The 24,245-nt window shown below is 47.6% G+C and carries 19 protein-coding genes and 1 other RNA gene; 7 read left to right on the top strand and 13 right to left on the bottom strand.

Annotated elements, in window-relative coordinates; all coding sequences use genetic code 11:
• Nucleotides 1–29: 29 nt before the first annotated feature.
• The gene (locus EJN92_RS19430; RefSeq protein ID WP_126129342.1) at nucleotides 30–557 is read left to right on the top strand and encodes a C40 family peptidase; all 528 of its coding nucleotides are present in this window, start codon (nucleotides 30–32) and stop codon (nucleotides 555–557) included.
• Nucleotides 558–619: 62 nt separating this feature from the next.
• Here EJN92_RS19430 and EJN92_RS19425 read toward each other — a convergent pair whose 3' ends face one another.
• The 3 genes from EJN92_RS19425 to ubiD all read right to left on the bottom strand — a co-directional run bounded on the left by EJN92_RS19425 (nucleotide 620) and on the right by ubiD (nucleotide 3,346).
• The gene (locus EJN92_RS19425) at nucleotides 620–1,480 is read right to left on the bottom strand and encodes a patatin-like phospholipase family protein (protein ID WP_194074998.1); all 861 of its coding nucleotides are present in this window, start codon (nucleotides 1,478–1,480) and stop codon (nucleotides 620–622) included.
• A 202-nt stretch (nucleotides 1,481–1,682) separates the two neighbouring features.
• Nucleotides 1,683–1,781, bottom strand: an RNA gene (gene ffs, locus EJN92_RS19420) — signal recognition particle sRNA small type.
• 80 nt (nucleotides 1,782–1,861) lie between these two features.
• Nucleotides 1,862–3,346, bottom strand: coding sequence for a 4-hydroxy-3-polyprenylbenzoate decarboxylase (gene ubiD, locus EJN92_RS19415; RefSeq protein ID WP_126129341.1), 1,485 nt, complete (start codon nucleotides 3,344–3,346; stop codon nucleotides 1,862–1,864).
• A 482-nt stretch (nucleotides 3,347–3,828) separates the two neighbouring features.
• On the opposite strand from ubiD, the gene EJN92_RS19410 reads away from it, so the two are divergent.
• Nucleotides 3,829–4,791: a transglycosylase SLT domain-containing protein gene (locus EJN92_RS19410; RefSeq protein ID WP_126129340.1), complete on the top strand. Its 963-nt coding sequence runs from the start codon at nucleotides 3,829–3,831 to the stop codon at nucleotides 4,789–4,791.
• 109 nt (nucleotides 4,792–4,900) lie between these two features.
• Here the strand turns inward: EJN92_RS19410 and EJN92_RS19405 are convergent, their stop codons facing one another.
• Complete coding sequence (locus EJN92_RS19405; protein ID WP_126129339.1) at nucleotides 4,901–5,803, bottom strand: LysR substrate-binding domain-containing protein; 903 nt, start codon at nucleotides 5,801–5,803, stop codon at nucleotides 4,901–4,903.
• Nucleotides 5,804–6,149: 346 nt separating this feature from the next.
• Here EJN92_RS19405 and EJN92_RS19400 point away from each other — a divergent pair, with 346 nt between their 5' ends.
• Nucleotides 6,150–6,536 (top strand): DUF3224 domain-containing protein, encoded by a 387-nt coding sequence (locus EJN92_RS19400; protein ID WP_126129338.1) that lies wholly within the window; start codon nucleotides 6,150–6,152, stop codon nucleotides 6,534–6,536.
• A gap of 99 nt (nucleotides 6,537–6,635) precedes the next feature.
• On the opposite strand, the gene EJN92_RS19395 is transcribed toward EJN92_RS19400, so the two are convergent.
• The 7 genes from EJN92_RS19395 to EJN92_RS22025 form a co-directional block, all read right to left on the bottom strand.
• Nucleotides 6,636–7,802 carry a pyridoxal phosphate-dependent aminotransferase gene (locus EJN92_RS19395; protein WP_126129337.1) on the bottom strand — a complete coding sequence of 389 codons (1,167 nt, stop codon included), beginning with the start codon at nucleotides 7,800–7,802 and terminating at the stop codon, nucleotides 6,636–6,638.
• 102 nt (nucleotides 7,803–7,904) lie between these two features.
• Nucleotides 7,905–8,369 carry a transcription antitermination factor NusB gene (gene nusB, locus EJN92_RS19390; protein WP_126129336.1) on the bottom strand — a complete coding sequence of 155 codons (465 nt, stop codon included), beginning with the start codon at nucleotides 8,367–8,369 and terminating at the stop codon, nucleotides 7,905–7,907.
• Nucleotides 8,370–8,397: 28 nt separating this feature from the next.
• On the bottom strand, nucleotides 8,398–8,895 hold the full coding sequence (gene ribH, locus EJN92_RS19385; RefSeq protein ID WP_126129335.1) for a 6,7-dimethyl-8-ribityllumazine synthase: 498 nt from the start codon (nucleotides 8,893–8,895) through the stop codon (nucleotides 8,398–8,400).
• A 78-nt stretch (nucleotides 8,896–8,973) separates the two neighbouring features.
• The gene (gene ribBA / locus EJN92_RS19380) at nucleotides 8,974–10,095 is read right to left on the bottom strand and encodes a bifunctional 3,4-dihydroxy-2-butanone-4-phosphate synthase/GTP cyclohydrolase II (RefSeq protein WP_126129334.1); all 1,122 of its coding nucleotides are present in this window, start codon (nucleotides 10,093–10,095) and stop codon (nucleotides 8,974–8,976) included.
• 363 nt (nucleotides 10,096–10,458) lie between these two features.
• On the bottom strand, nucleotides 10,459–10,887 hold the full coding sequence (locus tag EJN92_RS19375; RefSeq protein WP_126129333.1) for a hypothetical protein: 429 nt from the start codon (nucleotides 10,885–10,887) through the stop codon (nucleotides 10,459–10,461).
• Between the two features lie 489 nt (nucleotides 10,888–11,376).
• Entirely contained in the window at nucleotides 11,377–14,712 is a 3,336-nt protein-coding gene (locus EJN92_RS19370) for an amidohydrolase family protein (RefSeq protein WP_126129332.1), read from the bottom strand.
• Nucleotides 14,713–15,012: 300 nt separating this feature from the next.
• The gene (locus EJN92_RS22025) at nucleotides 15,013–15,141 is read right to left on the bottom strand and encodes a hypothetical protein (RefSeq protein WP_265415590.1); all 129 of its coding nucleotides are present in this window, start codon (nucleotides 15,139–15,141) and stop codon (nucleotides 15,013–15,015) included.
• A gap of 87 nt (nucleotides 15,142–15,228) precedes the next feature.
• Between EJN92_RS22025 and parS the strand changes: the two genes are divergently transcribed.
• Both parS and EJN92_RS19360 read left to right on the top strand, forming a co-directional pair.
• The gene (gene parS, locus EJN92_RS19365) at nucleotides 15,229–15,771 is read left to right on the top strand and encodes a type II RES/Xre toxin-antitoxin system antitoxin (protein WP_126129331.1); all 543 of its coding nucleotides are present in this window, start codon (nucleotides 15,229–15,231) and stop codon (nucleotides 15,769–15,771) included.
• The gene (locus EJN92_RS19360; RefSeq protein ID WP_126129330.1) at nucleotides 15,768–16,226 is read left to right on the top strand and encodes an RES family NAD+ phosphorylase; all 459 of its coding nucleotides are present in this window, start codon (nucleotides 15,768–15,770) and stop codon (nucleotides 16,224–16,226) included. The genes parS and EJN92_RS19360 overlap by 4 nt, the downstream gene beginning before the upstream one ends.
• 363 nt (nucleotides 16,227–16,589) lie before the next feature.
• Here the strand turns inward: EJN92_RS19360 and EJN92_RS19355 are convergent, their stop codons facing one another.
• Nucleotides 16,590–17,756 carry a GGDEF domain-containing protein gene (locus tag EJN92_RS19355; RefSeq protein ID WP_126129329.1) on the bottom strand — a complete coding sequence of 389 codons (1,167 nt, stop codon included), beginning with the start codon at nucleotides 17,754–17,756 and terminating at the stop codon, nucleotides 16,590–16,592.
• Between the two features lie 458 nt (nucleotides 17,757–18,214).
• Between EJN92_RS19355 and EJN92_RS19350 the strand changes: the two genes are divergently transcribed.
• Nucleotides 18,215–19,159, top strand: a complete 945-nt coding sequence (locus EJN92_RS19350; RefSeq protein ID WP_126129328.1) for a Tim44 domain-containing protein — start codon at nucleotides 18,215–18,217, stop codon at nucleotides 19,157–19,159.
• 742 nt (nucleotides 19,160–19,901) lie between these two features.
• Entirely contained in the window at nucleotides 19,902–22,505 is a 2,604-nt protein-coding gene (locus EJN92_RS19345) for an HD domain-containing protein (protein WP_126129327.1), read from the top strand.
• A 506-nt stretch (nucleotides 22,506–23,011) separates the two neighbouring features.
• Here the strand turns inward: EJN92_RS19345 and EJN92_RS19340 are convergent.
• Complete coding sequence (locus tag EJN92_RS19340; protein ID WP_227869613.1) at nucleotides 23,012–24,094, bottom strand: IS110 family RNA-guided transposase; 1,083 nt, start codon at nucleotides 24,092–24,094, stop codon at nucleotides 23,012–23,014.
• Between the last annotated feature and the right edge of the window lie 151 nt (nucleotides 24,095–24,245).

Genomic DNA, 24,245 nt, shown 5'->3' with positions numbered 1-24,245 from the left:
TTATCAGGTTTTTTTAATAGGGTGTAAAGATGCTAATACGTGCCTCAAGATGCTCGAAGAAAATTAAAATCACTTTGATTATTGCATTATTTCAATTTGGCATTTGCACACAAAGCCACGCCACCGAAAATCCATTCCCAGAGTCGTCGACCGCCTTCATAAAATTGAATGAATTGCGTGACAGAGCCTCCGACCTAACTGTAAAGGCTCTAGATTTACTTGGAATACGCTACAAACGAGGAGGAAGCACGCCAGAAAACGGCTTGGATTGCAGTGGTTTTGTAAGATTGGTTTTTAAAGATGCCTTGGGTGCTGAACTACCAAGAACTGCGCAAGAGATTAGCAAAATGGGGGAGTATGTTGAGGTAAAGGACTTGCAGCCAGGAGATTTGGTTTTTTACAACACGCTCCGCAAAGGATTTTCTCATGTTGGCATTTACCTCGGAGATAATAAATTCATTCACTCACCTTCCGCAGGTGGGCAAGTTCGAGTGGAGAGCATGGATATAGCTTACTGGAAAAAAAGATTCAACGGTGGCAGGCGCATAAACGACTGAGCACTGCACAGCCAGCAACATATTAAGTGCAAAACCGATTTAAATAAAACCACATAATTAAATCATCGCTCTTGCATAGCTCGAATTTTTTGCTTAAGTTCAGCCATGTTTGCCATAGCGGCGCGCTCCCCAGCCAAAATTGCCAAATTTCGCCCCGCGAAGTCATTCCCCCTCATGCCAAGCAATTCTGGCCTAATAACAATATCAGCGCCCCTTAATTCAAAATAATTCAACCTTTGTCCCATAATCGTAAAGGTTTGCATGAGCACATCCAATGAGCCTGCCGCCTGCACCTCAGGCTGAGACGATATGTTAACGGCGATCACCAAGTCAGCCCCCATTTCACGCGCGAACATAACAGGCACAGGGGAAACCAAGCCCCCATCAACATATTGTCTTTCATTTATTCGCACGGGTTGGAAGACCCCTGGGACAGATGATGAGGCCCGCACAGCTAAACCCGTATTTCCTCTTTGAAACAGTATTGGCTGCCCCGTAATCAAATCTGTGGCAACCGCGCCAAATGGTTTTCGGAGTCGCTCTATCGGCACCTGAAGTACTATTTTGTTTACATACGCCTGCAGGGCTTCACCCTTCAGTACACCACTTGTTTTTGAAAACAGAGGCAAAGACCAATCTGAGATTGCAGCCTCATCCATCTCCAAAGCAAGCTTCTGTAGCGCAAATCCGTTATTGCCCGCCGCGTACATTGCACCAACAACACTACCCGCACTAGTGCCAACAACAATATCAGGAGCAATGCCTTGCGACTCCAGTGCTTTAATCACACCTATATGCGCGAATCCTCGAGCAGCACCACCACCAAGAGCGAGTCCTATTCGCAACGACTTGATCGGCTTAACGATGGGAGCCACGACAACCGCAGGCGCCAAGGGAGCAGTAGCAACACAAGCGCTTAACATCAGGCAAATGACTACAGGAACTATACGAACCCATTTCCAATGCGAGTTTCTTTTTAAAATTAAGAGCATATTTTTGATTGTACTTAAGACAGAGAACGGAAATATAAAGGTCACGCTAGCCCCTGCAATTAGCATGACCAAGGAATAATTGTTCTTTTAAGTTTAATAGAGTTCAACAAGAGTAGTTGAGCTAGAGGGGAAAGTAGGCGAGCCTGATCTGCGGCACTTACGGGAAATGACTGTGGCTGCTTCGTTCCCGACCTGACCAGATTGGCCATGCCGCAATGCGCAGGGGCCCGCCAGCTGTAATTATAGCTCAACATATTGCAGGCGGGGTAAATATCAAGAATTAAAACTACTCGACACCCCGCCACTACTCTGCTACAGACCTAATTCTTGCCAAATAGCGTCAACTCGGGAGCGAACGGCTGGTGTCATGTGTATTGCTTGGCCCCATTCACGACTAGTTTCACCCGGCCACTTATTCGTCGCATCCAAACCCATCTTGCTGCCCAGACCGCTAACTGGTGATGCAAAGTCCAAATAATCAATCGGAGTACTGTCAATAAGAGTGGTATCACGCAAAGGATCTACCCGGGTTGTGATTGCCCAAATCACTTCCTTCCAATCTCTAATATTAATATCTTCATCCACAACAATAATAAATTTTGTGTACATGAATTGGCGTAGAAAACTCCACACGCCAAACATTACTCGCTTGGCATGGCCTGCATAAGATTTTTTGATTTTAACTATCGCCATACGATAACTACAGCCTTCTGGCGGCAAATAGAAATCCAAAATCTCTGAAAATTGTTTCTGCAATAAGGGAATAAAAACTTCGTTGAGCGCAACACCAAGCACTGCCGGCTCATCCGGTGGCTTTCCGGTGTAGGTCGAATGATAGATAGGATCCCTACGCATGGTAATTCTATCTATAGTAAAGACTGGGAAGCTATCCTGCTCATTATAATATCCAGTGTGATCCCCATAAGGACCTTCAATGGCATGCTCATAACCACTAGGATGCTTATCGTCTGGATAGATATGCCCCTCTAAAACAATTTCAGCAGACGCAGGTACTCGAAGATCACTTCCCAATGCCTTCACCAACTCTGTTCTACTACCACGCAATAGGCCAGCAAATTGATATTCAGAAAGGTTGTCTGGAACCGGTGTTACAGCACCTAAGATCGTTGCAGGATCGGCGCCAAGCGCAACAGCGATAGGATAAGCCCGCCCCTTATTGACGATACCATGCTCCCGAAAATCTAAGGCGCCACCACGATGCGCTAACCAACGCATGATGACCTTGTTGGGTCCCAATACCTGCTGTCGATATATCCCTAAGTTCTGGCGTTTTTTATGCGGCCCTTTGGTGATCACTAAGCCCCAAGTTATTAGCGGAGCAATATCGCCGGGCCAGCAATGTTGAATTGGAAGCCGAGATAAATCCACATCATTACCTTCCCATACAATCTCCTGGCAGGCCGCGCCCCTAACCTCCTTTGGCGCCATATCCCAGACTGCTTTTACCAGCGAACCTAAGCCCAAAATATCTTTAAAATCTTTGGGCGGCTCTGGCTCCTTAAGTGAAGATAGGACGTGTCCGATTCGGCGTAACTCACTAATGTCATTGACCCCCATACCCATCGCGACGCGTTTAGTGGTGCCGAATAAGTTACCAAGGACAGGAATTGTATGATCGACAGGATTTGTAAAAAGCACAGCCGGTCCCTCAGCCCTCAACACCCTATCGCATATCTCAGTCATTTCCAAATAAGTTGAAACTGGGCTAACTACTTGTTTTAATTCATTTTTTTGTTGAAGTTGAGAAATAAAATCTCTCAAGTCGGTATATTTCATGTTATTTCGCTTTTTTTCATTATTGACTTATTAACACAATTAAGTCGGGTAAGTACTTGATTTCATTAAATTTTATTGCGCTGCAAAATGCCAACCCAGATCCAAAAGTTATAACAAAACGATTTTATAGTATTGACTCGATATAAAAGCCCACCTACAATTCGCCCAACTTGATGAAGAGGCATAAAACTTCCGCAGCTTTTGAACAAAAAAAGCAACGCCAAAAGGTAACATCATTCACGGGAACCGGGTCCCAAATAACATTCTAAGGTTAGATTTCATAAGGCGCCTGCCTTCACCCGAAAAAAATTATTTATCAGATAGCACGACAACCGAAGTCTTTGCTAAAAAATGGTAAGTAATTCCGGCGTTTTTGACTCGCAACTTGGGACAAAAACGAAATATCTGATTTGCTGAAGTTGAATATATGCAGTTTTCCGTTAAATGAAAATTGTGCGCTTCGCAAAAATTCAGGAGGTAACATGATTCAAAATTTAGCTTCAATAACACAAACTAATCAACTTAAATATTCTGACGAGAGTAAGGCCGTCTCTACAGACTATTCGATCACAAAAAAGCTTATCCTTTCAGTTATACATCGTTTGATGATGTCCTTGGGCATAATCGCAATTTTTTTACTCGCTCTGATGTTCATCAAGCCAGATTTGACAGAAAAATTCAAAAGTCTGTCACCTTACTCTTTAACTCCATCTAATTTAGAACAAGAAATAGATGAGACCGTTGCGCCTAAACTTTCGCTACTAATGGCAACGCCTCAACAACTGGCCCAAGCGCAAGCATCTGATGCTAGCGCCACTGCTGATCAGTACCTAGACGACACATCAATGCTAGGGAATCAAAAACAACAGCTTTGGGTGACCAACTGGCTCGCAAAGCGTTATAGGGTGGCCAATGACGCTAGTAATATGCTCGTTTCAGCTGCATATCTAACAGCAAAAGAGATAAAGCTTGATCCTCTTTTAATCCTCTCAGTGATGGCGATCGAGTCAGGCTTAAATCCTTTCGCAGAGAGTCCGGTCGGTGCACAGGGCCTTATGCAGGTAATGTCCAAAATTCACCATGAAAAATTTGAAGATATGGGGGGGGTCAAGGCGGCGCTTAACCCAGTCGCAAATATTCGAGTCGGAGCATTGATCTTAAAAGACTATGTAACGCGCGGCGGATCCGTAGAAGCTGGCTTAAAGATGTACGTAGGGGCCGCAGCTTTTGATAATGACGCAGGTTATGGATCGCGGGTTCTGGCTGAATACCGTAGACTTAAAGACGTTGCAACTGGCAAAAACGTTCCTACTTTTGTGACCACTCCTGTGGCGCAACCGCAGATTCGGGCAATAGAAACTGAAACAAATGTCAAACCAAACAGTGCGGACAATAAAAAAATCATCCAAGAACAAAGAATGCAAGAGCAAGTAGCCCGCCTATAAGCGCTCGCCAACAGGTAAATACCATGAACCGCCCGCGTGATTTCTAGCCGGCGGTTTTTTTCGTTTAATACCTCGCAAATATCAGAGTGTTTTATAAAAATATTAAAATCTAAAAACCAAAATCATATGTTTTTGCAACTTTAATTACAGCATCTCGAAAATCGTGCATGAGTTCAGAGCGTATCCCTCCACTTGGGTAAGCCAAAACATATTCATAACTAATATCACTAAGGAATGGCCTTACCACCACTCCGTTATTGCGCCAAATTTTCGCAGCGAATGGCTCGACAATGGAAACGCCCAATCCGCTTGCCACCATGGCATAGCGAGTGTGTGAAGTGTGCGTCTTGACGACATGCCGTGGATGACTTCCAGCTTGGGTTAAAGTGCTGAGCTCTTCCTTATAACCCTGAGAGGTAATTGGAACCCAGCCTATCATATTCTCACCATCCAAATCTAAAGGTGTAATCACCGCTTTTTCCACAAGTTTGTGCCCTTCTGGCATAGCGCACATAACGTTCATCTGCATAATGGTTTCCACTTCGATTCCTGCCAATGGCGGAAAGGATAAGCAAATCGCCATATCGACTTTCAGATCCTGCAAGCGGACTAATATTTCTGGCCCATTACTACTATCCACCGTCACGGGAACCGCGGCGTGTGTTTTAAAAAACTCTTTCAGTATCAAAGGCAATATTGTGCTGGAAAGCACTGGCAAACACGCAATAGTAATGCCCTCCGGAGCCTCATTGCGAATATTGTTGGCGACCTGGCTTAATCGCTCCAATCCAAGAAAATTCTCTTCAACGGACCGATAAAACCTGACGCCAGCGATAGTCGGCTCCAAACGCCCTTTCGCCCGATTGAAAAGGCGAAAGCCCAGAGCTGATTCCAAATCAGAGATCAAGCGACTGATCGCTGGTTGTGTAATATTCATTTTTCTCGCAGCACCGACGCTAGTGCCGGCCACCATAAGACAGCGAAATGCTTCGATTTGCCTAAATTGTATCATTTTGTATCCATTAGATATATTTACGGGATGCATCTATCCTGCGATACCGCAGACTATAACAAATTCACATATCCAATACAAATTTGTGAGTGGACATGATATGGTAAATTGAATATTGTCCATGCAGATTGTGAGCAAGGCCTGATATCCGAAATAGCGCTAAGCAAAACAATTTTGTTGTAAACAATAGCTCGCAATTGAGCCCATTCATATGGGACCTTGGTGCCAGTACATGTTGCCTGCAGCAATACCCATAAGGTGAAAGCTTTACGTGAATTTAGCGCCCAAAAGGTATTTATTCACGTGATCTTATTGAAAGTAGAGTTTTTATCGATAAAGGGAAGATATGCTGGCATTTGGCACCGTAAAACTTAAGGGCATGGACGAAAAATTTGATCAGAACACAGGTCTAACTCGTTCTCTCGTGAATCATCGCTATAACGGTGATATTGATGCTGAGGCTCGCTTTGAGTGCCTTACGTATGCACCTTGTGCAAACACTGCTAGCTTCGTCGGATTAGAATACTTGTCTGGACGCATAGGCGGTCGCACTGGGGGCTTTATTTTGCAACATGTTGGCTCCATCAAGGCAGGGCGCTACGAAAGTACCTTAAATGTACTCTCCGGTTCCGGAACTGGGGATCTTGCTGGAATAAGAGGACATGGTTGCACCACTTGGGACGGCGGAGCAGAGCAATCTTCACAGGTGCTCCTGGAGTATACGTTTGAGTAAGTGACTCCAGTCCAATCAATGCACTTAGATCTATTAATAGGCTAACGGCTGCTAACCCGATTCATCTTGCCAAAATCCTACTCTAGGGTTGTGCTCATATTATTGCTGCCTTAAGTAATTTTCAATTCTAAGTACGGCCTCCTGCAAATTCTCCATCGACGTTGCATAAGAGATCCTGACATATTTACGCGCTGTGTAAGAACCGAAATCTAGCCCCGGCACAATTACAACACCCGCTTTTTGTAATAGATCTCTCGTAAATAGATCGGCATTATCAGAAAAACCCGAACAATCAGCATAGACATAAAATGCACCATCCGGGGTAACTGGAACTTTAAATCCCAACTTCCTTAATGCGGGGACAATAAAATCACGACGTCGTTTAAATTCTGCCTTTCTTTGTTGGTAGATCTTCATCGCTTCATTGGAGAAACAGGCTAAGGCTGCATATTGCGCAACCGTCGATGGACATATAAATAGGTTCTGTGCAAGTTTTTCGATCTGCGGCACAATTCGCTCAGGCACGACCAGCCAGCCGAGACGCCAACCTGTCATATTAAAAAATTTGCTAAAGCTATTAATGACAAGCACGTCCCCATCCAAAGATAAGGCGGAAAAAGCCTCATCGTCATACGACAATCCTTGATAAATTTCATCGACAATTGTAAACCCTTGCTTCGCCTTAACAGTAGCAATGATTTTTGCTAATTCAGCACGTGGAATAGAAGTGCCAGTCGGATTTGATGGGGATGCCAACAACACGCCTTTACTGGCTGTAGTCCAATGCTCCCGCACCAACTCATCCGTCAATTGAAAACCTACTTCCGGACCACATTCGACCAGACGCGCAACGCCTTCAAAAGCCGCAACAAAATGTCGATTGCAGGGATAACAAGGATCAGGCATCAACACTTCTGAGCCAGGATCAACCAAGGCCGCGCACGTTAATAAAAGCGCCGCAGAAGCTCCTGCCGTTACTATAATGCGGCTAGCAGGAATCGTAAGTTGGTAATACTCAAGGTAATATTTTGAAATGGCTAGACGCAAATCTGGAAGGCCGAGGGCAGAGGTGTATTGTAAATTTCCATTTTGCATCGCCCTAGCCGCTGCATCAATCACCACTTGAGGTGCCGTAAAATCGGGCTCACCTATGCCCATATGTATGATATTGCGACCTTCCTTCTCTAGTTCCGCCGCCATTTTTGCAAGTTCCATGACATGGAAAGGAGCGATATTCAATAGACGAGATGCTAGATTATTGTGCATACTTTTTCTCAAAAAAAACGCCTTACTTTCATTTGAAAATAAGGCGAATAATATATCTGACGTCGATAACCGTCGTAATAAAAAATACTAGGTCTGACTACCCTACTTCTTTGCACTCACTTCATTGACACGCAATTTTGCTGCCAACTTATCCAACACGCCATTCACATATTTGTGTCCATCTAAACCACCGAAGGATTTAGTCAGTTCGACCGCTTCGTTGATCACTACGCGGTAAGGGATTTCAATATGGTTTTTGAGTTCAAATGCCCCTATCAACAAAGCGGCATGTTCAATAGGAGATAGCTCAGCGATAGTGCGATCGATCAAGGGTGCGATTTCCTCCCTTAATTGTAGGGATTGATTAATTGCACCATGCAATAAAGAATTGAAATGCTCGCGGTCCGCCTTATCAAAGCCATGTGCTTCACGGATATGCGCATCGATAGAGCCGGCTACTTCATTATTGAGTAACCATTGATACAGTCCCTGCAATGCAAATTCGCGAGCACGATGTCTAGGTGAGCGACTCTTGGCCGGGTTAGCGTGTACTGTTTTACTTGTCATTATTTTCTCTTGCAAATGTATAGGGTGATCAGGCGTCGTAGCTGACATCCTCAGTCGCCTCGATCAATTCTTCCAGCGCCAAAGTCAGGTTGGCCATTTCTACCGCAACACGGGCAGCATCAGTGCCCTTCTCTAACATGCGAGCTTCAGCTTGCTCATCATTCTCTGTGGTGAGGATAGCGTTTGCAATTGCGATACCGTTATCGAGACCAACGCGAGTGATACCAGCGCCAGATTCATTAGAAACCAGCTCAAAATGATAGGTCTCACCGCGGATTACCGCACCCAACGCAATTAAAGCATCAAACTGATTTGTGTCGGCCAGTTTCTGTAAAGCTAGTGGCACTTCCAGAGCACCAGGTACAGTAACATGCAAAATATCTTCATTTAACACACCTAGCTTACTTAACTCTGCTAGGCACGCGCTTAACAAACCATTGCCGACAGTTTCATTGAAACGTGCTTGCACAATGCCAATTCGAACGCCAGCGCCATCGAGGTTTGATTCGTAATGTCCGACTGTCATAATATTCTCTCCTGCGACTCGCGCATAAACTAATTTAAGGTTTCTATACTGATTTTTATCTTTGGCTTGGTCTAAACCTTAAGCCTTTGTAGCTTCTGGCTTATCCAGATAACCCACTACTTCCAAATTGAATCCCGTCATCGAGGGCATTTTTCTTGGATTAGCTAACAATTTCATGCGCCCCACACCGACATCTTTAAGTATCTGCGCGCCAATGCCATAGTTGCGTAAATCCATGCGTGCTGCGCGACCCAGCGGTTTGGCATCAGGATTATTCAAGGCTTTAAATTGATCAAACATTTGCTCTGCGGTCTCTTCGCAGTTAAGCAAGACCATCACGCCGCTTTCGGCAGCCTTAATTGCAGCCATCGCGCTGGCAACATTCCAAGAATGCGTGGAAATTTTACTCTCGAGTAAATCGAGAATGGACACTGGTTGATGCACACGTACCAGCGCATCTTTTTCAGCACTAATTTCCCCATGCACCAGGGCCAAATGAGCGGATCCACTAGGTTTATCCCGATACACAATTGCTCTGAAGCTGCCATGTACCGTATGCATTTCGCGCTCGGCGACGCGCTCAACGATACTCTCAGTCTGGCTGCGGTAGTGTATTAAATCAGCAATCGTACCTATCTTTAAATCGTGCTCTTTGGCAAATTCCATCAAATCTGGCAGGCGTGCCATAGTGCCATCATCTTTCATGATTTCACAGATCACTGAGGCTGGTGTCAAACCTGCCAACTCTGCAAAATCACAACCAGCTTCGGTGTGGCCAGCGCGCATCAAGACACCGCCCTTTTGCGCCTTCAAAGGAAAAATGTGACCAGGCTGAACAATATCGTTGGCCGTGGTGTTTTTATGAACAGCAACCTGCACCGTCTTGGCGCGATCTGCAGCAGAAATGCCGGTAGTAACCCCTTCAGCGGCCTCAATAGAGACGGTGAAATTAGTCCCATAAGCAGTGCCGTTACGTGCCGTCATCATAGAGAGGTTTAATAGCTCACAGCGCTCTTCTGTTAAAGTCAGACAAATCAAACCACGCCCATATTTCGCCATAAAATTAATCGCTTCTGGCGTAACGAAATCGGCAGCCAAAACCAGATCACCTTCATTTTCTCTATCTTCTTCGTCCACCAAAATGACCATGCGACCAGCGCGTAATTCATTTACTATTTCTTGGGTGCTTGACATGCTCATGAGAGTTTCCTAGATGGCGCTGTATGCATGTTTTTCGCGTCAAAATGCGCACGCATACTTTATTGAGATTTAACCCTCTATTGTAAAGTATTTCGCATGACTTCCCGAACACGAAATGTGTTTATCTCCAGCCGCTGCCAGAAATCTTCAAATTAGTGTAATTTATTGCAATTAAAAATGAGCAATCCCCCGAAAATTGAAGATTTTATACATTTTGAGGCGCTAAATTGAAGGCGGCAAAACAATAAGTGGTGAGGAAATACTGTTGGAAGAATAAAAAAGACGAGCTCTTCATCATATAGGTGAAGAACTCGTCGTTTTTGCAAAAGAACAAATAGATAGTGATAGGATTAATTATAAGCTTCAGGGAAATACTGCCGTCACTAATTTTTGCTTTGTCACTTGATTTTCCGCATTAAGTTGACTTGGCACTACATAGGTTAACTCTCCACTCACCTCACCATTATCAGCCAGATCTATACGCATTTTTAGTTGTAAATCTTTGGCAACAAAGGCATTGGATGCGCTTGCGACTATTTGGTGTCTATCTTGATTGTCGATACGGGCAAACATTGCTCGTCCTCGCTCAAACAATGACAAAGTCATGCCATTGGACAAAAAATATGAGCCCCTAAACTTATAGAATTCATCCGAATCCATACGGTAAATTTTACTAGGCAGATTAATATTTTTATCGCCAGAGATCTCCACTGTCGCCACATCGCTTGAAGTCTGCGCATATGCCGCGAAGGACAGTGCGCTGAGCACCGAAATTGCAATTAATTTTTTCATGATTTTCCTTTTACGCCCTTACAATTCAATATTTTTCAATACAATTACTTTTGAAAAAATAACAAAAAAAATGTAAGCGGCAAATTTAAAATTGCCGGAATCAATTAAACATAAGTTTTATTTGTGAGTCCCCAAATCTCACTGAATTTAATATAGAGTAAGCGAGTGGCGATAAACAATTGATAATTACTATTATTTCGCATCTTTGAGAGCTTAAAACTCTCAGAAAATAACTTTAAGAAAACTAAATACGCCTATCGATTTATTCTGGATGTAATAAATATTCAATAAATATTTATTACATTGTCCAAATTTTCCCGCGCTTAAGGAATATATGCCCGACAATTATTGCGTCTAAGGCATTGACCCACATGTCACCCTCGAAGCTAAAGATCAAATAAAAAAGCCGCAATTCTTGCATTGCGGCTTTTTAAACTTAAAACCTATTATCTGCGACTAACTCAAAGGGCCCTTGCCAACAGACTTATATCAATGCCCATGACCATCGCCGTGACTAATGCTCTCCACCGACATTCCTGAAGCATTTTTGCCTTCAAAGAAAAACGGTTTACGGTTCTTGGATTTGCCGCCAACTTCGTTCATGCTGGCAGCATCGTACAAACGTCCGTTTAACATCACTTGTGAGATTTTGTCAGATTGGCGTATATCTTTGAGTATGTCGGCATCGATAATCACTAAGTCAGCCAGCTTGCCGACTTCTAATGATCCTATATCCTTATCCATGCCCAGATACTTGGCACCGTTCAGGGTGGCGGTGCGTATGGTCTCCAATGCTGTCATGCCGCCCTTGGCGAAAGTCCACATTTCCCAATGGGCGCCTAGGCCTTCACGCTGGCCGTGGGCACCAAGATTGACATCGACACCGGCACGCTGTAACTCGGTAGCGGTGCGCGCGATATTGAAGACATTGAAGTCTTGATCTGGTGCAGTTTCACGTCTTACGCTGCGCGCCTCCAAAATAGAATGAGGAACGTAACGCGATAGTAAAGGATGCTTCCAGACTTCGGTACGGGCATACCAATAATGCTCGCCATCCAGACCGCCATAGCCAACGATCAAGGTCGGTGTATAACCGACTTTGGTTTGCGACCAGAGCTGCTTGACGTCGTCGTAGACCTTGGCAACTGGCAGCGCATGTTCAACGCCGGTATGTCCATCCACCACCATACTCATGTTCGACTGAAACAAGGAGCCGCCTTCTGGCACCACCATCATATTGGTCTGACGCGCCGCCTCGAGAATTTGCTGACGCTGTTCGCGGCGCGGTTGATTGTAGCTCTTGACCGAAATTGCCCCGTTCGCCTTGAGTCGTTTCAAGTGCGTCAGCGCATCGTCCAGGCTATTCACAATGGCACTCATATTCGCTTTAGCACCATATAAAATGGTACCGGTAGAAAAAATCCGCGGTCCGAGCACATTGCCAACGCGCTGCATTTCGCTTTGCGTGAAGATCTCGGCAGTGTCATTGGAGGGATCATGAATCGTCGTAACGCCGAACGCCAGCGAGGCATAATTAACCCAGCTTTGCTGAGGAATAATCTGTCCTTCGCCCATGCCGCCGTGCCAGTGCACATCGACGATGCCTGGAATGATGGTCTTGCCGTTCGCTGCAATTTGCTTGGCGCCTGCAGGCACAGCAATACTATCGGCACTACCGATCGCAGCAATACGATTATCCCGAATCACAATGCGCGCATTCTCTATCACCTCGTCGCCCTTCATGGTGACTACGCGCGCACCGGAGATCACAGTCACACCGTTGGGTTTATCGGCGTTCTCGCGAAATCCTATCTTCTTACCATTTTCAGCTGGCTTAGGTAGTTCTTTCGCTGCGCCAGCGACAAAACTGAATGCGGCCGTCAATGGGCTGGTAAATAATTCGTCGCCCAGTGAGAAATTCAAATTTTTGCTATCGCCTGACCAATGCAGGTATTCACCCGCATTGACGTCGAGTTGTTTGACTGGCAAACCATCCATTTTAGAACCCACCGTCACCGCCTTACCGGCCAAAGGCATAGGCGTGACATAGGCATGAAAGCGCTCGCCAAAAGCGAGCCAATCGCCATCTGGCGAGACCGCGAAGTCTTCCACGAATTCACCTTTTGCTACCGCCACCTGCTCACTCTTATCCATCTTGAAGCGTATCAGCGAGGTGATCCAATCGACTTCTCCGGTATGCTGGGTGCGGGTCAAATACACATGCTCGTTATCTTTACCAAATTGCGGCGCCGAACCTTCATCGGTGAGCAAACGTGGCACACCCTTACCGTCCGCGCTAACGGCATAGACACCGGTATTCAAACCATTCCAAGGCGTGGTCAGATAGCCACCGCGTGATTTGACGAACACGACTTGCTTACCGTCTGGCGAGAAAGTCGGCTCACTGAATTTCCCCGCTTCTTTACTAAGTATGGTTTCTTGTCCACCACGCAGGTCTATGCTGCGCACCGAGCCTAGCTTTTCGTCATTCCATGTGGTAAACACGACGCTATTGCCGTCACGTGAAAATTTCGGGAAGAACTCGAAATGATCTTCCTGTTTGGTCAAGCGACGTGGCTTACCATCGGGCAAATCGCGTACGTACAAATAGCCCAAGGCGGAGTAAATGACTTTATCGCCCTTAGGTGCCACATTGACCCAACGCAGTTGCTTGACATCAAATTGCTCGGGCGCCACCGCAGTTGGGTAGCGTACCGCAGCGCGCACTTCGCGGCTATCCTTGATATGGAAGGGGATTTCTGCGGCTGTCTTGGTAAATGGGTCGACACGCCAAATCTTGCCCTTGGCCCAAACCACGATCTGCTTGCTATCGGGCAGCCAGCTAAAGGCCGGATACACACCATGCACCGCCCATGCCTCTTGTAAATCACGCTCCAGCTCGCCCCACGCCGAAGTCTCTTCACCGGTCGCCAGGTTTTTCAAAAACAAAGTACTTTGCGAGTTATTTTGAGTCTCATCAGTCCCACGTACGCGTCGCACGAATGCCAGATATTTACCATCTGGCGAAGGCGTTGGTCGTACCGCACCACCTGCCCCGCTGACCATGGCGATGGTTTTTCCATCCTGTAAATCTTTACGGAAAATTTGATAAATCTGTCCATTGGAATTTTTATTGTATTCAAATGAGCTGCCTGGCGTCGTATCTTGCGAGTAGTACACGTAGCGGCCATCCGGTGAGAATGCAGGCTCACCTAAATCTTTTTGCCAAGTGGCTTTTTCATTTAACTGCACTCCAGCGCCACCGCTGCGGTGGTATAACCAGATTTCGCCAGAGCCCAGTGAACGGGTGCCTGTGTAATGCTTACGGGCCGCAATATACTGGCCGTTAGGATGCCAGACCGGGTTATTGAGCAAACGAAAATCTTCCTTACTGACGGCATGTGCATCGCTGCCATCGACATTCATGACCCAGATATTGTCGCCACCACCAGCATCCGACATATACGTGAGCTGTTTTCCATCTGGAGAAAAACGCGCCTGCATTTCCCACGCCACGCTATGCGTTAAGGCCTTGGCCTCGCCACCTGCGATGGGCATCAGATACAGATCACCCAGCATATCAAACACGATGTGCTTACCATCCGGGCTGACATCTACGCTCATCCAGGTGCCAGAGGTGGTGTCGAGCGTGGCGGTAATTGCCGCGCCTGGGGGATGATTTACATCCCATTTCTTTTTCTCCAGGCTATCTTTGGCAGGCGTGACTGCATCAGTCGCCAATGCGGTGCCTGGCAAGGTGCTCGCAGTTAGGCTACAAATGAGTGAAATTAACAGGCTGAGGCGGCGTTTTTGAAAACTGCGCATAGGGTCTCCGTTCATGGTGGTCGTGTCGGCTAAGCTGGTGGCCGCCAACTATCATTTTGGGTACTGGTTTTGGGTATTTACTTCTCTAGCCGCTGCCTAAGTCTTTGCTTTATTGCGCTAGCGTTGGCATTGGCACACAATTAACGAGCCAGTCACCTTGAATAGCACTTTAGCTGCGGCGTAAGTTTCTGTGACAGATAATAAGACAAGAAGTTCAGCGACACGAAAGATAATTTTCACCTATTGGCCATCGCTTAGCCTGCTAAAAAAATCTTCAGTAATTGCCGCACTGATTTTAATTTACACACCAGCCGCTTGCGCAGTACCCATGCGGGTCTTGGGCTTATGCCTGCCACCAACCGCAGTGGGATTGCGCCTTGGCGGGTCGGCTATTTCATTTTCTTTAGATGTTGGTAAAGATGTTGACAAATTAAGCCCTGAGTGCGCTCTGCTTTGCCAAACAACTGGCAATATTATCCATTTGGTGTATTATGAATTACCAAATGGAGGTTTATTATGCTCATCAAAGAAAAATCCAGCACTGCCGCCGCCAGAGCCAGCAAGCCAGTCGGAGCGAGCAAGCTTCGTAGCGCTGTGAAAAATCCCACACCGCGTCTCAAAGCTGTTGGTGGCCGCAGTGGCACCCTCGATCCGCGCATGTTCGCCAATATTGTCGAACATGGCCCACGTGGCTTTGATGCCGTGCAATTGATACGAGAAGGCTTCCCTGCCAAAATTTTAAAGTCGGTCAGCGGTTTTTTTGGCGAAACCGAAGCGCGCATACTCAGCATAGTGCGGGTTCCAGCCACCACCGCTTCGCGCCTGGAAAAGGCTGCCGCTAAAATAGATTCCGCCGCCACCGAACGCGTGTATCGCATGGGCGCAGTCACCCGCATGGCGATAGAAATCTTCGAAGATAAAGAGCATGCGATTGCCTGGATGCGCCAGCCTAATCTGGCCTTAGGCAATGCCATGCCTCTAGAGTTAATGGATACTGAGCCTGGTGCGGTCTCGGTGAGGCAAATACTAAACGCCATCGCCACCGGCGGTGTCGCTTGAAGTTGTGGCGCATTACCACTAAAAAGTATGCGCTGGATCGTGCATGCTATGGCGCGCGTAGCGAGGGTGGGCGCTGGAATCCGATAGGCTTTCCGGTGCTGTATGCCGGCACCACGGTGGAAATATGCGCACTAGAAAAATTCGTTCATTTAGCTGGCGCCCAGCACCCGCCACTGGTCCTGGTTAGCGTTGAGCTACCCGATAAGGAAAGCCTGATCATACAACCGGCGATCGCCGATTTACCACCAGACTGGGCCGAGCTGCCGGCACCGGAAAGCACCCAGATTTTTGGGCGCGACACGCTCGTCAAATATCAGGCTTTAGCGATGCTGATCCCCTCCGCCATCATCCCGGAAGCGCTCAACGCCGTGATCAACGCCGACCACCCTGCCTACGATCAAGTCAAGCTCAGCATAGAAAGAGAATTTCGCTTCGACGCGCGTATGCAGAAGTGAACTGGCTACGCTTTTGCTTGCTAGCTACCTTAGTTGCGAAAGCTCAAGTTTAATTCGCGGTCCCCCGCCACTGCGCATATTCCATGCGGCTCTCCGGCCTACCTACCCGCTAAGCCGCATGGAATATGCGCGCAGGGCTAGGTGCAATGCGCAATCTCGTCGCCGCCGGCATCGAGATCCCTAGACCTATCCCAGATCTGAAACATCCGGAACAGCAATGGAGATCAATGAAAACGGTCTAGTCGCCCGTAGTCGCATGCGCTATGCGGAGTAAGCATTTGGCGTCCGGAAAACGCTGTCAGTTGAGATGGGTGTCTTATTGAGTGATTATTGAGTGATAGCCAAGAGGCTTTTAGACACGATTCATACTGAAATAGAGGGCTCCGTAACTAATTCGATACGATTGCGCCCTGCCGCTTTGGCGCGATAGACCGCATCATCAACACGCTTGAACCAATCCTCTATGGTGTCTAGCGGAAATTGTGAATTCACCGCAGCTACTGGCGTCCCACTCCAGGTGCCTACGCCGAAGCTACTGGTATAAGCGGGGATACCATCATTGTGCGCAGTGTTCAAGGCCGCGTGCAGGCGTTGTGCTAGCCGTTGGGCTCCATGTAAGTCGGTGTCGGGCAATACCAGCACAAACTCCTCCCCCCCCATGCGCGAGAATAGGTCTTGCGGACGTTTATTTTTGAAAACCACAGCGCTGAAATGGCACAAGACCCGGTCGCCGCCATCATGCCCCAGCGTATCGTTGATCTGCTTGAAGTAGTCCAGATCCATCGCAATCAGTGCAATGGTTTGGGATTTTCGCTGCGCAATCGCCACTTCAATGGCCAACTTATCCATGAGCGAACGCCGGGTCATCGCCCCGGTGAGAGAGTCGTGGTCTGCCATTTGCTGCAACTCGGATTGCAACTTGTTGGTTGCCAATAGGAAAAAACCGATGCAATTCATCAGCGACATAATGTTGTACGCAATAACGTAGGCCGTTTGCGAACTAGAGGGTGTCAACAAAGTCGCCGCGCTGGCAGGGTTCGCCATGGTGGCTACCACCCGGATCAGCGTAAAAAGACATCCGAACACCATCAGACTGATGAAAACATAATCGCCCTGCAAGCGCTGGCCGCGCCGCCACACTAGCCATGCCATGCCGGAATAGAACGCGAAGCCGATTCCGGAAATAAGGAATCGGCGCGGCACAATATTGGGCTGCACCAGCGTGAAATAGGCCAAGAACAGCAACACTGCCGCCAAGGCCATGTACCAAAGGCGCATGGAGGAAAGCGCCAAGCCCCGCAACAAGCGCATTCCACGCCACCAAACAATAAACGAGGCTACACCGATCATGTTGGCCACGATGATGCTGAGCCAATCGGGCACCAATCCGCGCAAGGAAAAGAGCAAGTTGGCAACCCCAAAGCCCAGAGCGCCCCACCCCCAATGTTTTAAGCCTTCGATGGACCGAGGGTACACCTTGGACGAGCCAAACAGCACAATAGCCATGAGCAAACAGCTAATGGCGCTCATCACAATGACAGTACGTAGATCAAAGATCAAAAGCAACGCTCCTCGGATAGACTTTCAAGCACTTGCGGGGCAAGTATATTCGCTTCATGCCCCTTAGGTAAGGTGAAAAGGATAGGAAATTCAAGCCCAAAAAAAATCGAAGTATTTCACACTTAGTGCCTTGTCACCAACAGAATTTGTCAAATTAAACAGATTAAGAAGACACCCATATAAAACCTTGAGTTTTGAACGAAAAATGCGCAAAAAAATGGGAACAAGTCTTGACCCCCGCTCTCCATTATTGAGTTTCAAAATGATTAAAAACCAGGCATTGATCGAAATATACGATGCATTCATCAAGTATATTCGACTTTTATTGTCACTCCGCAGCCCGTATAGTCACTCTACCTCCTTTTCCAAAAGTGAAGAGGCAACTTGGTTTGAATCTGGTTTTTGGTCTTAATTAAGGAGTTTGCAAAATGAAAAAATTACTATTCACGATGATGTTGGCGCTTGGCGCAATGACGATGGTGATCCCGGAATCGTATGCAAAACGGGTGGGTGGCGGCGGCTCTTCCGGTACTCAATCCAACAATGTGTCGCGTCAGGCGGCTCCGGCAACCGCTAACCAGGCTAAACCAGCAACGCCAGCGACAGCCGGAGCGGCTGCGACACCACCAAAACCAGCGAGCCCGTGGAAGGGTATCGTCGGCGGCTTAATCGGCGGTGCCTTGCTTGGCGCCATGTTCTCCTCTATGGGCTTAGGCGGCGGATTGGCGAGCGCACTTGGCTCGATTCTGCCTATGCTGTTGTTAGCTGGCGCGGCCTTCTTCTTGTTCCGCATGTACCAGAAGCGTAAAGCTGGCGGTGCTCCTTCTGCATTCACCCCGCAGCCCGCTTATGCCGGCGCTGGTGCGGCGTTACCAGAAATCGGTTCGCGCATAGAGCCGATGTCCTATCAATCTGGTGCTAATGCAGGCAGTGCTGCCACTGGTTCCGCGGCTTCAGGTTTTGGTTCGGGATTTACGCCTGCCGATCAGGGTAACTGGACGATTCCAGCTGATTTCGATGTGCCAGCGTTTTTGCGTAATGCCAAGATGTATTTCATACGCTTGCAGGCCGCCTTCGATAAAGCGGATATCAAGGATATCCACGAATTCACCACAGCCGAAATGTATGCAGAAATCAAGATGCAAATTCAGGAGCGTGGCAGCTTGGTCAATGTGACTGATGTGGTTTCTGTCGATGCCCAGTTGCTCGGCTTGGAAACAGTCAATAACAATTATTTGGCCAGCGTCAAATTTACTGGTGTCATCAAAGAGGATCCTAACCTGCCTGCCGAAGGGTTCTCCGAAGTGTGGAACCTGTCCAAGCCTGTCAATGGCCAGGGCGGCTGGGCTTTAGCGGGTATCCAGCAAGTGTAATGCTCTAAAACCGTAAGAAAAGGCCGGGGTCATTCAAATGCCCCGGCCTTTTCTTTTTCAGAAGACCTGCGACTATCTATCAGATAGGCACGACTCTTTATGCCTTCCCTGAGTAAAAATATTGTTGAAGTCTGGAATTTTTCAATTTAGTGCTAGTGATAATAATAACGACTAGTCAGACACCAAACCTTATTATTGCAAGACACCCACATAAGTCCTTAGTCTATTGGAAAAAAATGGAAAAATGGGATCAAGTCTTGATATGCAACATTACCAAACCTAAATCATAATTTGAGTCACTGTCGGATCATACAAAATTAGAAAGAGCGAGCACAAAAACCGTGCCTACTATTCTACGATTTACCTTACGCCAAGCTCAATCGCTGTGATCAGATCACCTGATTGTCATCGCAAGACTTGACCCCGCCCATTCGATGCCGCTCATTCAATTATTTGATTTTAAAAGATTCATCTCATCTTTAACGATAAAGTTTCTTCGCAAAAACATGTTAAAATAGTTAATTAAATTAACAAGTAGGACATACTAGCATAGCTGACCAAACGTCAACATAAATGGATTTGCTCGGGTATCCCGCATATGAGTCGGACGGCACTCCATTTTTATTGTCAGCATGTGAATTTTTTGTTTCGGCGAGCCTTCTGTAAAAACACTGGCACGTAGTAGTTGTTGCGCCGCAAGATCCAAAAACCTTCATTTCAAACATAGATTCAGGACACAGCCATGACCCCTTATATCGAAGCCACCAGTCTTTGGAAAAATAGTATTGGCCTAGCTGGCCCCGACCATGAATCCGATCAAAAAAAAGAGATCTTGCGTGCCACGATTTCACGCTTCCGCAACAACGTCTCGGCACTCACATCAAGGATCGCGACTCAATTTCCGGAGCTAACAATCCACGACGTTACGCACCTAGACGCGCTGTGGGAGACCGCGAGTTTGATTGCCGGGCCGACGTATCCTCTGAATGCAATGGAGGCATTTGTCCTAGGCGGAGCTATTCTTTTACACGATGCGGCACATTGTTCCGAAGCTTACGACGGCGGAATAGCTGCCGTAAGAGACACTGTTGTTTGGAAAGACGCGTACGCCGCCGAAATCAGCAAGGGAAATGGCGCAATACAAGAGCAGATCCAGAAGTCCTGCGACTTTGCCGCCATGAGGTCATTGCATGCCAGGCAAGCAGAAGTTCTCGGCGTGCGCGAGTGGCCGGGCAATAACGGAATGCTTTCGTTCTTTCTGATCGAAGATCCAGAGCTACGCAGTCGATACGGTTCATTAATTGGACAAATTGCCGCTAGTCACAACTGGAGCATTGAAGATGTAAAAAGAAAATTACCACCGCAATTCAATCCACCTGGAACATGGCCAATTGGCTGGATCGTCGATCCAATCAAGATCGCATGTTTATTGAGATGCGCGGACGCTGCCCATATCGACGAACGCCGCGCGCCTGATTTTCTATTTTCGTTGACACGCCAAAGCGGGGTTTCCCTAAACCATTGGAAGGCGCAAAACTGGTTGGGTAGGGCAAGCGTTGATACGTCAGATTCGTCCAATAGCAGCTTGCTGATCACGTCGATGAGTTCATTTCATCCGGAAGATGCGAAAGCGTGGTGGGTTGCTTACGACGCGATAGTCCTAATTGACTCGGAAATAAAGTCATCGAATGACCTTCTGGCCTCGCGCCCCCAATGTGAAGGTGAAAGCCCGCAATTTCGGATGCGAAAAGTTACTGGCGCCGAGTCCCCTCTGGAACTGAGCCGTTCTGTCAGAACGCAAGATTGGACGCCGACAGCCGCGAAAATTCACGTTGGTAATTTGGAAAAATTAGTAAACGATTTGGGGGGCAAGCAGCTGTACGGGGAAGGCGACAATTTTGCAATTGTAATCAGAGAGCTTATTCAGAACGCGCGGGACGCCATAAGGGCCCGTATGGCGATAGCGGCGAATTTCAACGGGCGAATTCTGATAAAGGTTGCGCGTAAATCCGAATCCAAAACGGTTATCGAAATCTGGGATGACGGCGTGGGCATGTCACAGCGAACGATGGTAGGGTCACTCCTTGACTTTGGTACTTCATTTTGGGCTTCTGACCTGGTTCAATCTGAATTTCCCGGCTTGAGATCGTCAAATTTCAAGCCTGTAGGGCGATTTGGCATCGGCTTTTATTCGGTATTTATGGTCGCGTCCGAAGTTTCTGTTTTGAGTCGGCTGTATAGTGACGGGATATCTGATGTCACGAAGCTAAATTTCCCCGATGGACTAACGTTGCGGCCCATATTGTCGAAAGGTGGAGGCGACGGCTTTGATGCCGCGTTTTCCACACGCGTTTGCATTACAGTCGACGAGCCAATCGAAGCGGTAAAGGATCGACTGATAAATAAGGGGCAGCCGATTGAGCTGCGGGTACCGTTAAAAAACTATCTTGCCGCAATTACAGTTGGTCTTGACGTATCAGTTGCACTTCAAATCGAAGGCGAATCTCAGAGACAGGTACACGAAAACATCAATTCGCTCAGATCGCAGGATAAAGTCCGAGAGTGGATAATCGATATGACGTTTTCCGACGTCCTAGGCTCGCCTGTTGACGCCTCTGCCAAATACGTTTGTGAGAACTTTGAGCGAATAAGGTGCATTGAATTCGAAGGGCGAATTGTTGGGTGCGCTGCGCTAATAGACCTGCCGCCTCACAACGGATTAAAGTATTTAACGACCGACGCAATCGGAGGATTGACCAACAATACGAATCGTGGCGCAGGAGGATATTTAGGCTATTTCGAAAACCAACCGACGTCCGCGAAGAGGGACTCTGGGACGAAGGTCGCGCCTACAGGAGTTTTGCAAGCTTGGGCAAACGAACAGATTTTAATCCTACGCCAAAAAAACGCTTCACAGGAACAACTGTATTGGGCGGCCTCAAATCTGTCCAATCTCGAATTGGATCCAATCGAGATTATTTCTTTTCCACTGGTCTATCCTGATTTCACAGTTGTCTTGAAAACCTTTGATGAAATTTTTGACATTTTGGTCTCATCACCGATCCCTAGCTTGATGAATCGCCAGTGCAACTTTTCCGAAACTAACCTTGGTTTCGTTTGCATCGATGGGCTTCCCACGCTGAGGCCACTTTCCGCTGGAAACCTAATCCATTTGGAACTGGAAAACGGCCACCCAAAATACCCGTGGAGTCTGCTTGGTTGTCTCGCTAGATTGGTCTCGCGGCGTGGACGTGAATTGGAATACGAAGTTAAGCCCAATGTTTTGACGACATTTATTGGTGTATTGGATGCATTCGTTATAAAACTCAAACCAGTTCAAGCTTAAAACTTTCTAACTAGCCCTTGCCAATTGACTAAGTGGCTTTCGTCAATTGGAGAAACGGGGTCGGGCCTTGCGCTAGCGTATTTGGTACCACGATACCAACATGCCAAGCTCAGTAAAGAGCAATCTTTGCGTATCGCGTCAATGTGTTGCATTTGCGCAGTAAGGAATCCGTTCGCACCCTGCCACTGCGCATATTCCATGCGGGTTTATATGAACACCTTCCATTTGCCAAGGTATTTTTTATGTTTTATTAAATAGGTAAAGCTGCAGTTTTATATCCGGCCTTAGTGCAGGTAAATACCCTGCGGGCCCCGATGGAATCTGCTGACTCACGCCTCATTTCCAGGACGGGCTGTTAGCCCTAACCCGCATACAGGTTTGGTGAATCACGGTCTGACCTATTTGCCATCACACTAAAATAGCCTTACGCAAACTATGAACTTCTTTGTCTTGCCTTACCACTGACTCCTTTTGGAGCTCAAACTCAGTCATGCAATGCCGTATACTTATCCACGGCGGCGGGCGTGGTCCATCACAAGACCATGAACGCTCGCCGCGGTGGGTAAGTCGGCCGGTTTGACACTGACATGCCCACGATCATACTTTTTTCCGTGCGCCAGAATTGCCCAGATTGTCCTGGCCATTTTATTCGCCAGTGCCACGACCACGACATTTTTTGGCCGCCGCGGATTGATCCCTTGTAACCAGGCGCTCGGCTCCTTGCTATGCTCAAGAACAGATCGGGCACCGTGGATCAGCAGCGTGCGTAAGTAGCTGTCGCCGCGCTTGCTGATGCCTAGCAATCGCACCTTGCCACCCGTGCCAGTTTGCCCGGGAACGATCCCCAACCAGGCAGCGAATTGCCGTCCCGAGGTGAACACGTTGGCATTACCCACGGTAGCGACAACCGCGGTGGCGGTGATTAAGCCCACACCGGGTATTTCTGCGATGTCTTGGCTGGCCTGGTCTTCTTTCATCCAGGTCTGTAAGCGTCGCTCAATGTCTGCGACCTGATGATCGAGGGTACTGAGCATGTTCCAGCGTTCGCGTAGTGTCTCGATCAGAAAGGCCGGCAAACGCTCATCGAGGCGCGCCAGAATACCCGGCATAGCCGCATTGAGCGCGGCACGACCGAGCGCCATGACTTCGCCAAATTCCATCAATAAACCGCGCAGTTCATTACTTTGCATCGTGCGAAATTTAATCAGTTGCTGACGCATCCGGTGCAGTGCCAGCACCGCTTGTTGTGCTTCTGTTTTAAGCGCCACCGCTTTGATACCAGGCTGCTGTACGGCCATCCTGATGGCACGCGCATCGGCGGCGTCATTCTTGTTGCCCATCACAAAAGCCTTGACCGCTTTACCTGGCATGAGCTTGACGTGATGCCCCATTGCCGTCAATTTGCGGCCCCAGTGCTGCGCACCACCACAGGCTTCCATGCCGATCAGGCAGGATGTTAGGTTCACAAAATAGTCGAGAAATTTCGCGCGTTTGAGCTGTTTATTGAAAATCTCACCGGTTTCCTGATCAACCCAGTGCAACTGAAATACGCTCTTGGCAATGTCGATGCCGTCTACGGTATGATTCATTTGGATTCTCCTTCTCTCAAGTGGTTTGGTGTTACAGCTCCACTTTGGCACATCGATGCCGTTGGGTTGTGAGAATCCTTCTTTTTTTCTCACTATTGCCCAATTGCACTGCCGTTACTCTTTCATCCGGGTGGAAGGTGTTCATTCCATT

The organism is Undibacterium parvum, from assembly GCF_003955735.1.
Classification (GTDB): Bacteria; Pseudomonadota; Gammaproteobacteria; order Burkholderiales; family Burkholderiaceae_D; genus Undibacterium; species Undibacterium parvum.
The sequence above is the reverse complement of the archived record's forward strand: the minus strand, read 5'-3'. Positions and strand labels throughout refer to the sequence as shown.

Bases quoted from the DNA above. Each gene is read 5' to 3' on its own strand.
- EJN92_RS19430 (WP_126129342.1), top strand. From the start codon at position 30: ATGCTAATACGTGCCTCAAGATGCTCGAAGAAAATTAAAATCACTTTG.
- EJN92_RS19425 (WP_194074998.1), bottom strand. From the start codon at position 1,480: ATGTTAAGCGCTTGTGTTGCTACTGCTCCCTTGGCGCCTGCGGTTGTC.
- ubiD (WP_126129341.1), bottom strand. From the start codon at position 3,346: ATGAAATATACCGACTTGAGAGATTTTATTTCTCAACTTCAACAAAAA.
- EJN92_RS19410 (WP_126129340.1), top strand. From the start codon at position 3,829: ATGATTCAAAATTTAGCTTCAATAACACAAACTAATCAACTTAAATAT.
- EJN92_RS19405 (WP_126129339.1), bottom strand. From the start codon at position 5,803: ATGATACAATTTAGGCAAATCGAAGCATTTCGCTGTCTTATGGTGGCC.
- EJN92_RS19400 (WP_126129338.1), top strand. From the start codon at position 6,150: ATGCTGGCATTTGGCACCGTAAAACTTAAGGGCATGGACGAAAAATTT.
- EJN92_RS19395 (WP_126129337.1), bottom strand. From the start codon at position 7,802: ATGCACAATAATCTAGCATCTCGTCTATTGAATATCGCTCCTTTCCAT.
- nusB (WP_126129336.1), bottom strand. From the start codon at position 8,369: ATGACAAGTAAAACAGTACACGCTAACCCGGCCAAGAGTCGCTCACCT.
- ribH (WP_126129335.1), bottom strand. From the start codon at position 8,895: ATGACAGTCGGACATTACGAATCAAACCTCGATGGCGCTGGCGTTCGA.
- ribBA (WP_126129334.1), bottom strand. From the start codon at position 10,095: ATGAGCATGTCAAGCACCCAAGAAATAGTAAATGAATTACGCGCTGGT.
- EJN92_RS19375 (WP_126129333.1), bottom strand. From the start codon at position 10,887: ATGAAAAAATTAATTGCAATTTCGGTGCTCAGCGCACTGTCCTTCGCG.
- EJN92_RS19370 (WP_126129332.1), bottom strand. From the start codon at position 14,712: ATGCGCAGTTTTCAAAAACGCCGCCTCAGCCTGTTAATTTCACTCATT.
- parS (WP_126129331.1), top strand. From the start codon at position 15,229: ATGCTCATCAAAGAAAAATCCAGCACTGCCGCCGCCAGAGCCAGCAAG.
- EJN92_RS19355 (WP_126129329.1), bottom strand. From the start codon at position 17,756: ATGAGCGCCATTAGCTGTTTGCTCATGGCTATTGTGCTGTTTGGCTCG.
- EJN92_RS19350 (WP_126129328.1), top strand. From the start codon at position 18,215: ATGAAAAAATTACTATTCACGATGATGTTGGCGCTTGGCGCAATGACG.
- EJN92_RS19345 (WP_126129327.1), top strand. From the start codon at position 19,902: ATGACCCCTTATATCGAAGCCACCAGTCTTTGGAAAAATAGTATTGGC.
- EJN92_RS19340 (WP_227869613.1), bottom strand. From the start codon at position 24,094: ATGAATCATACCGTAGACGGCATCGACATTGCCAAGAGCGTATTTCAG.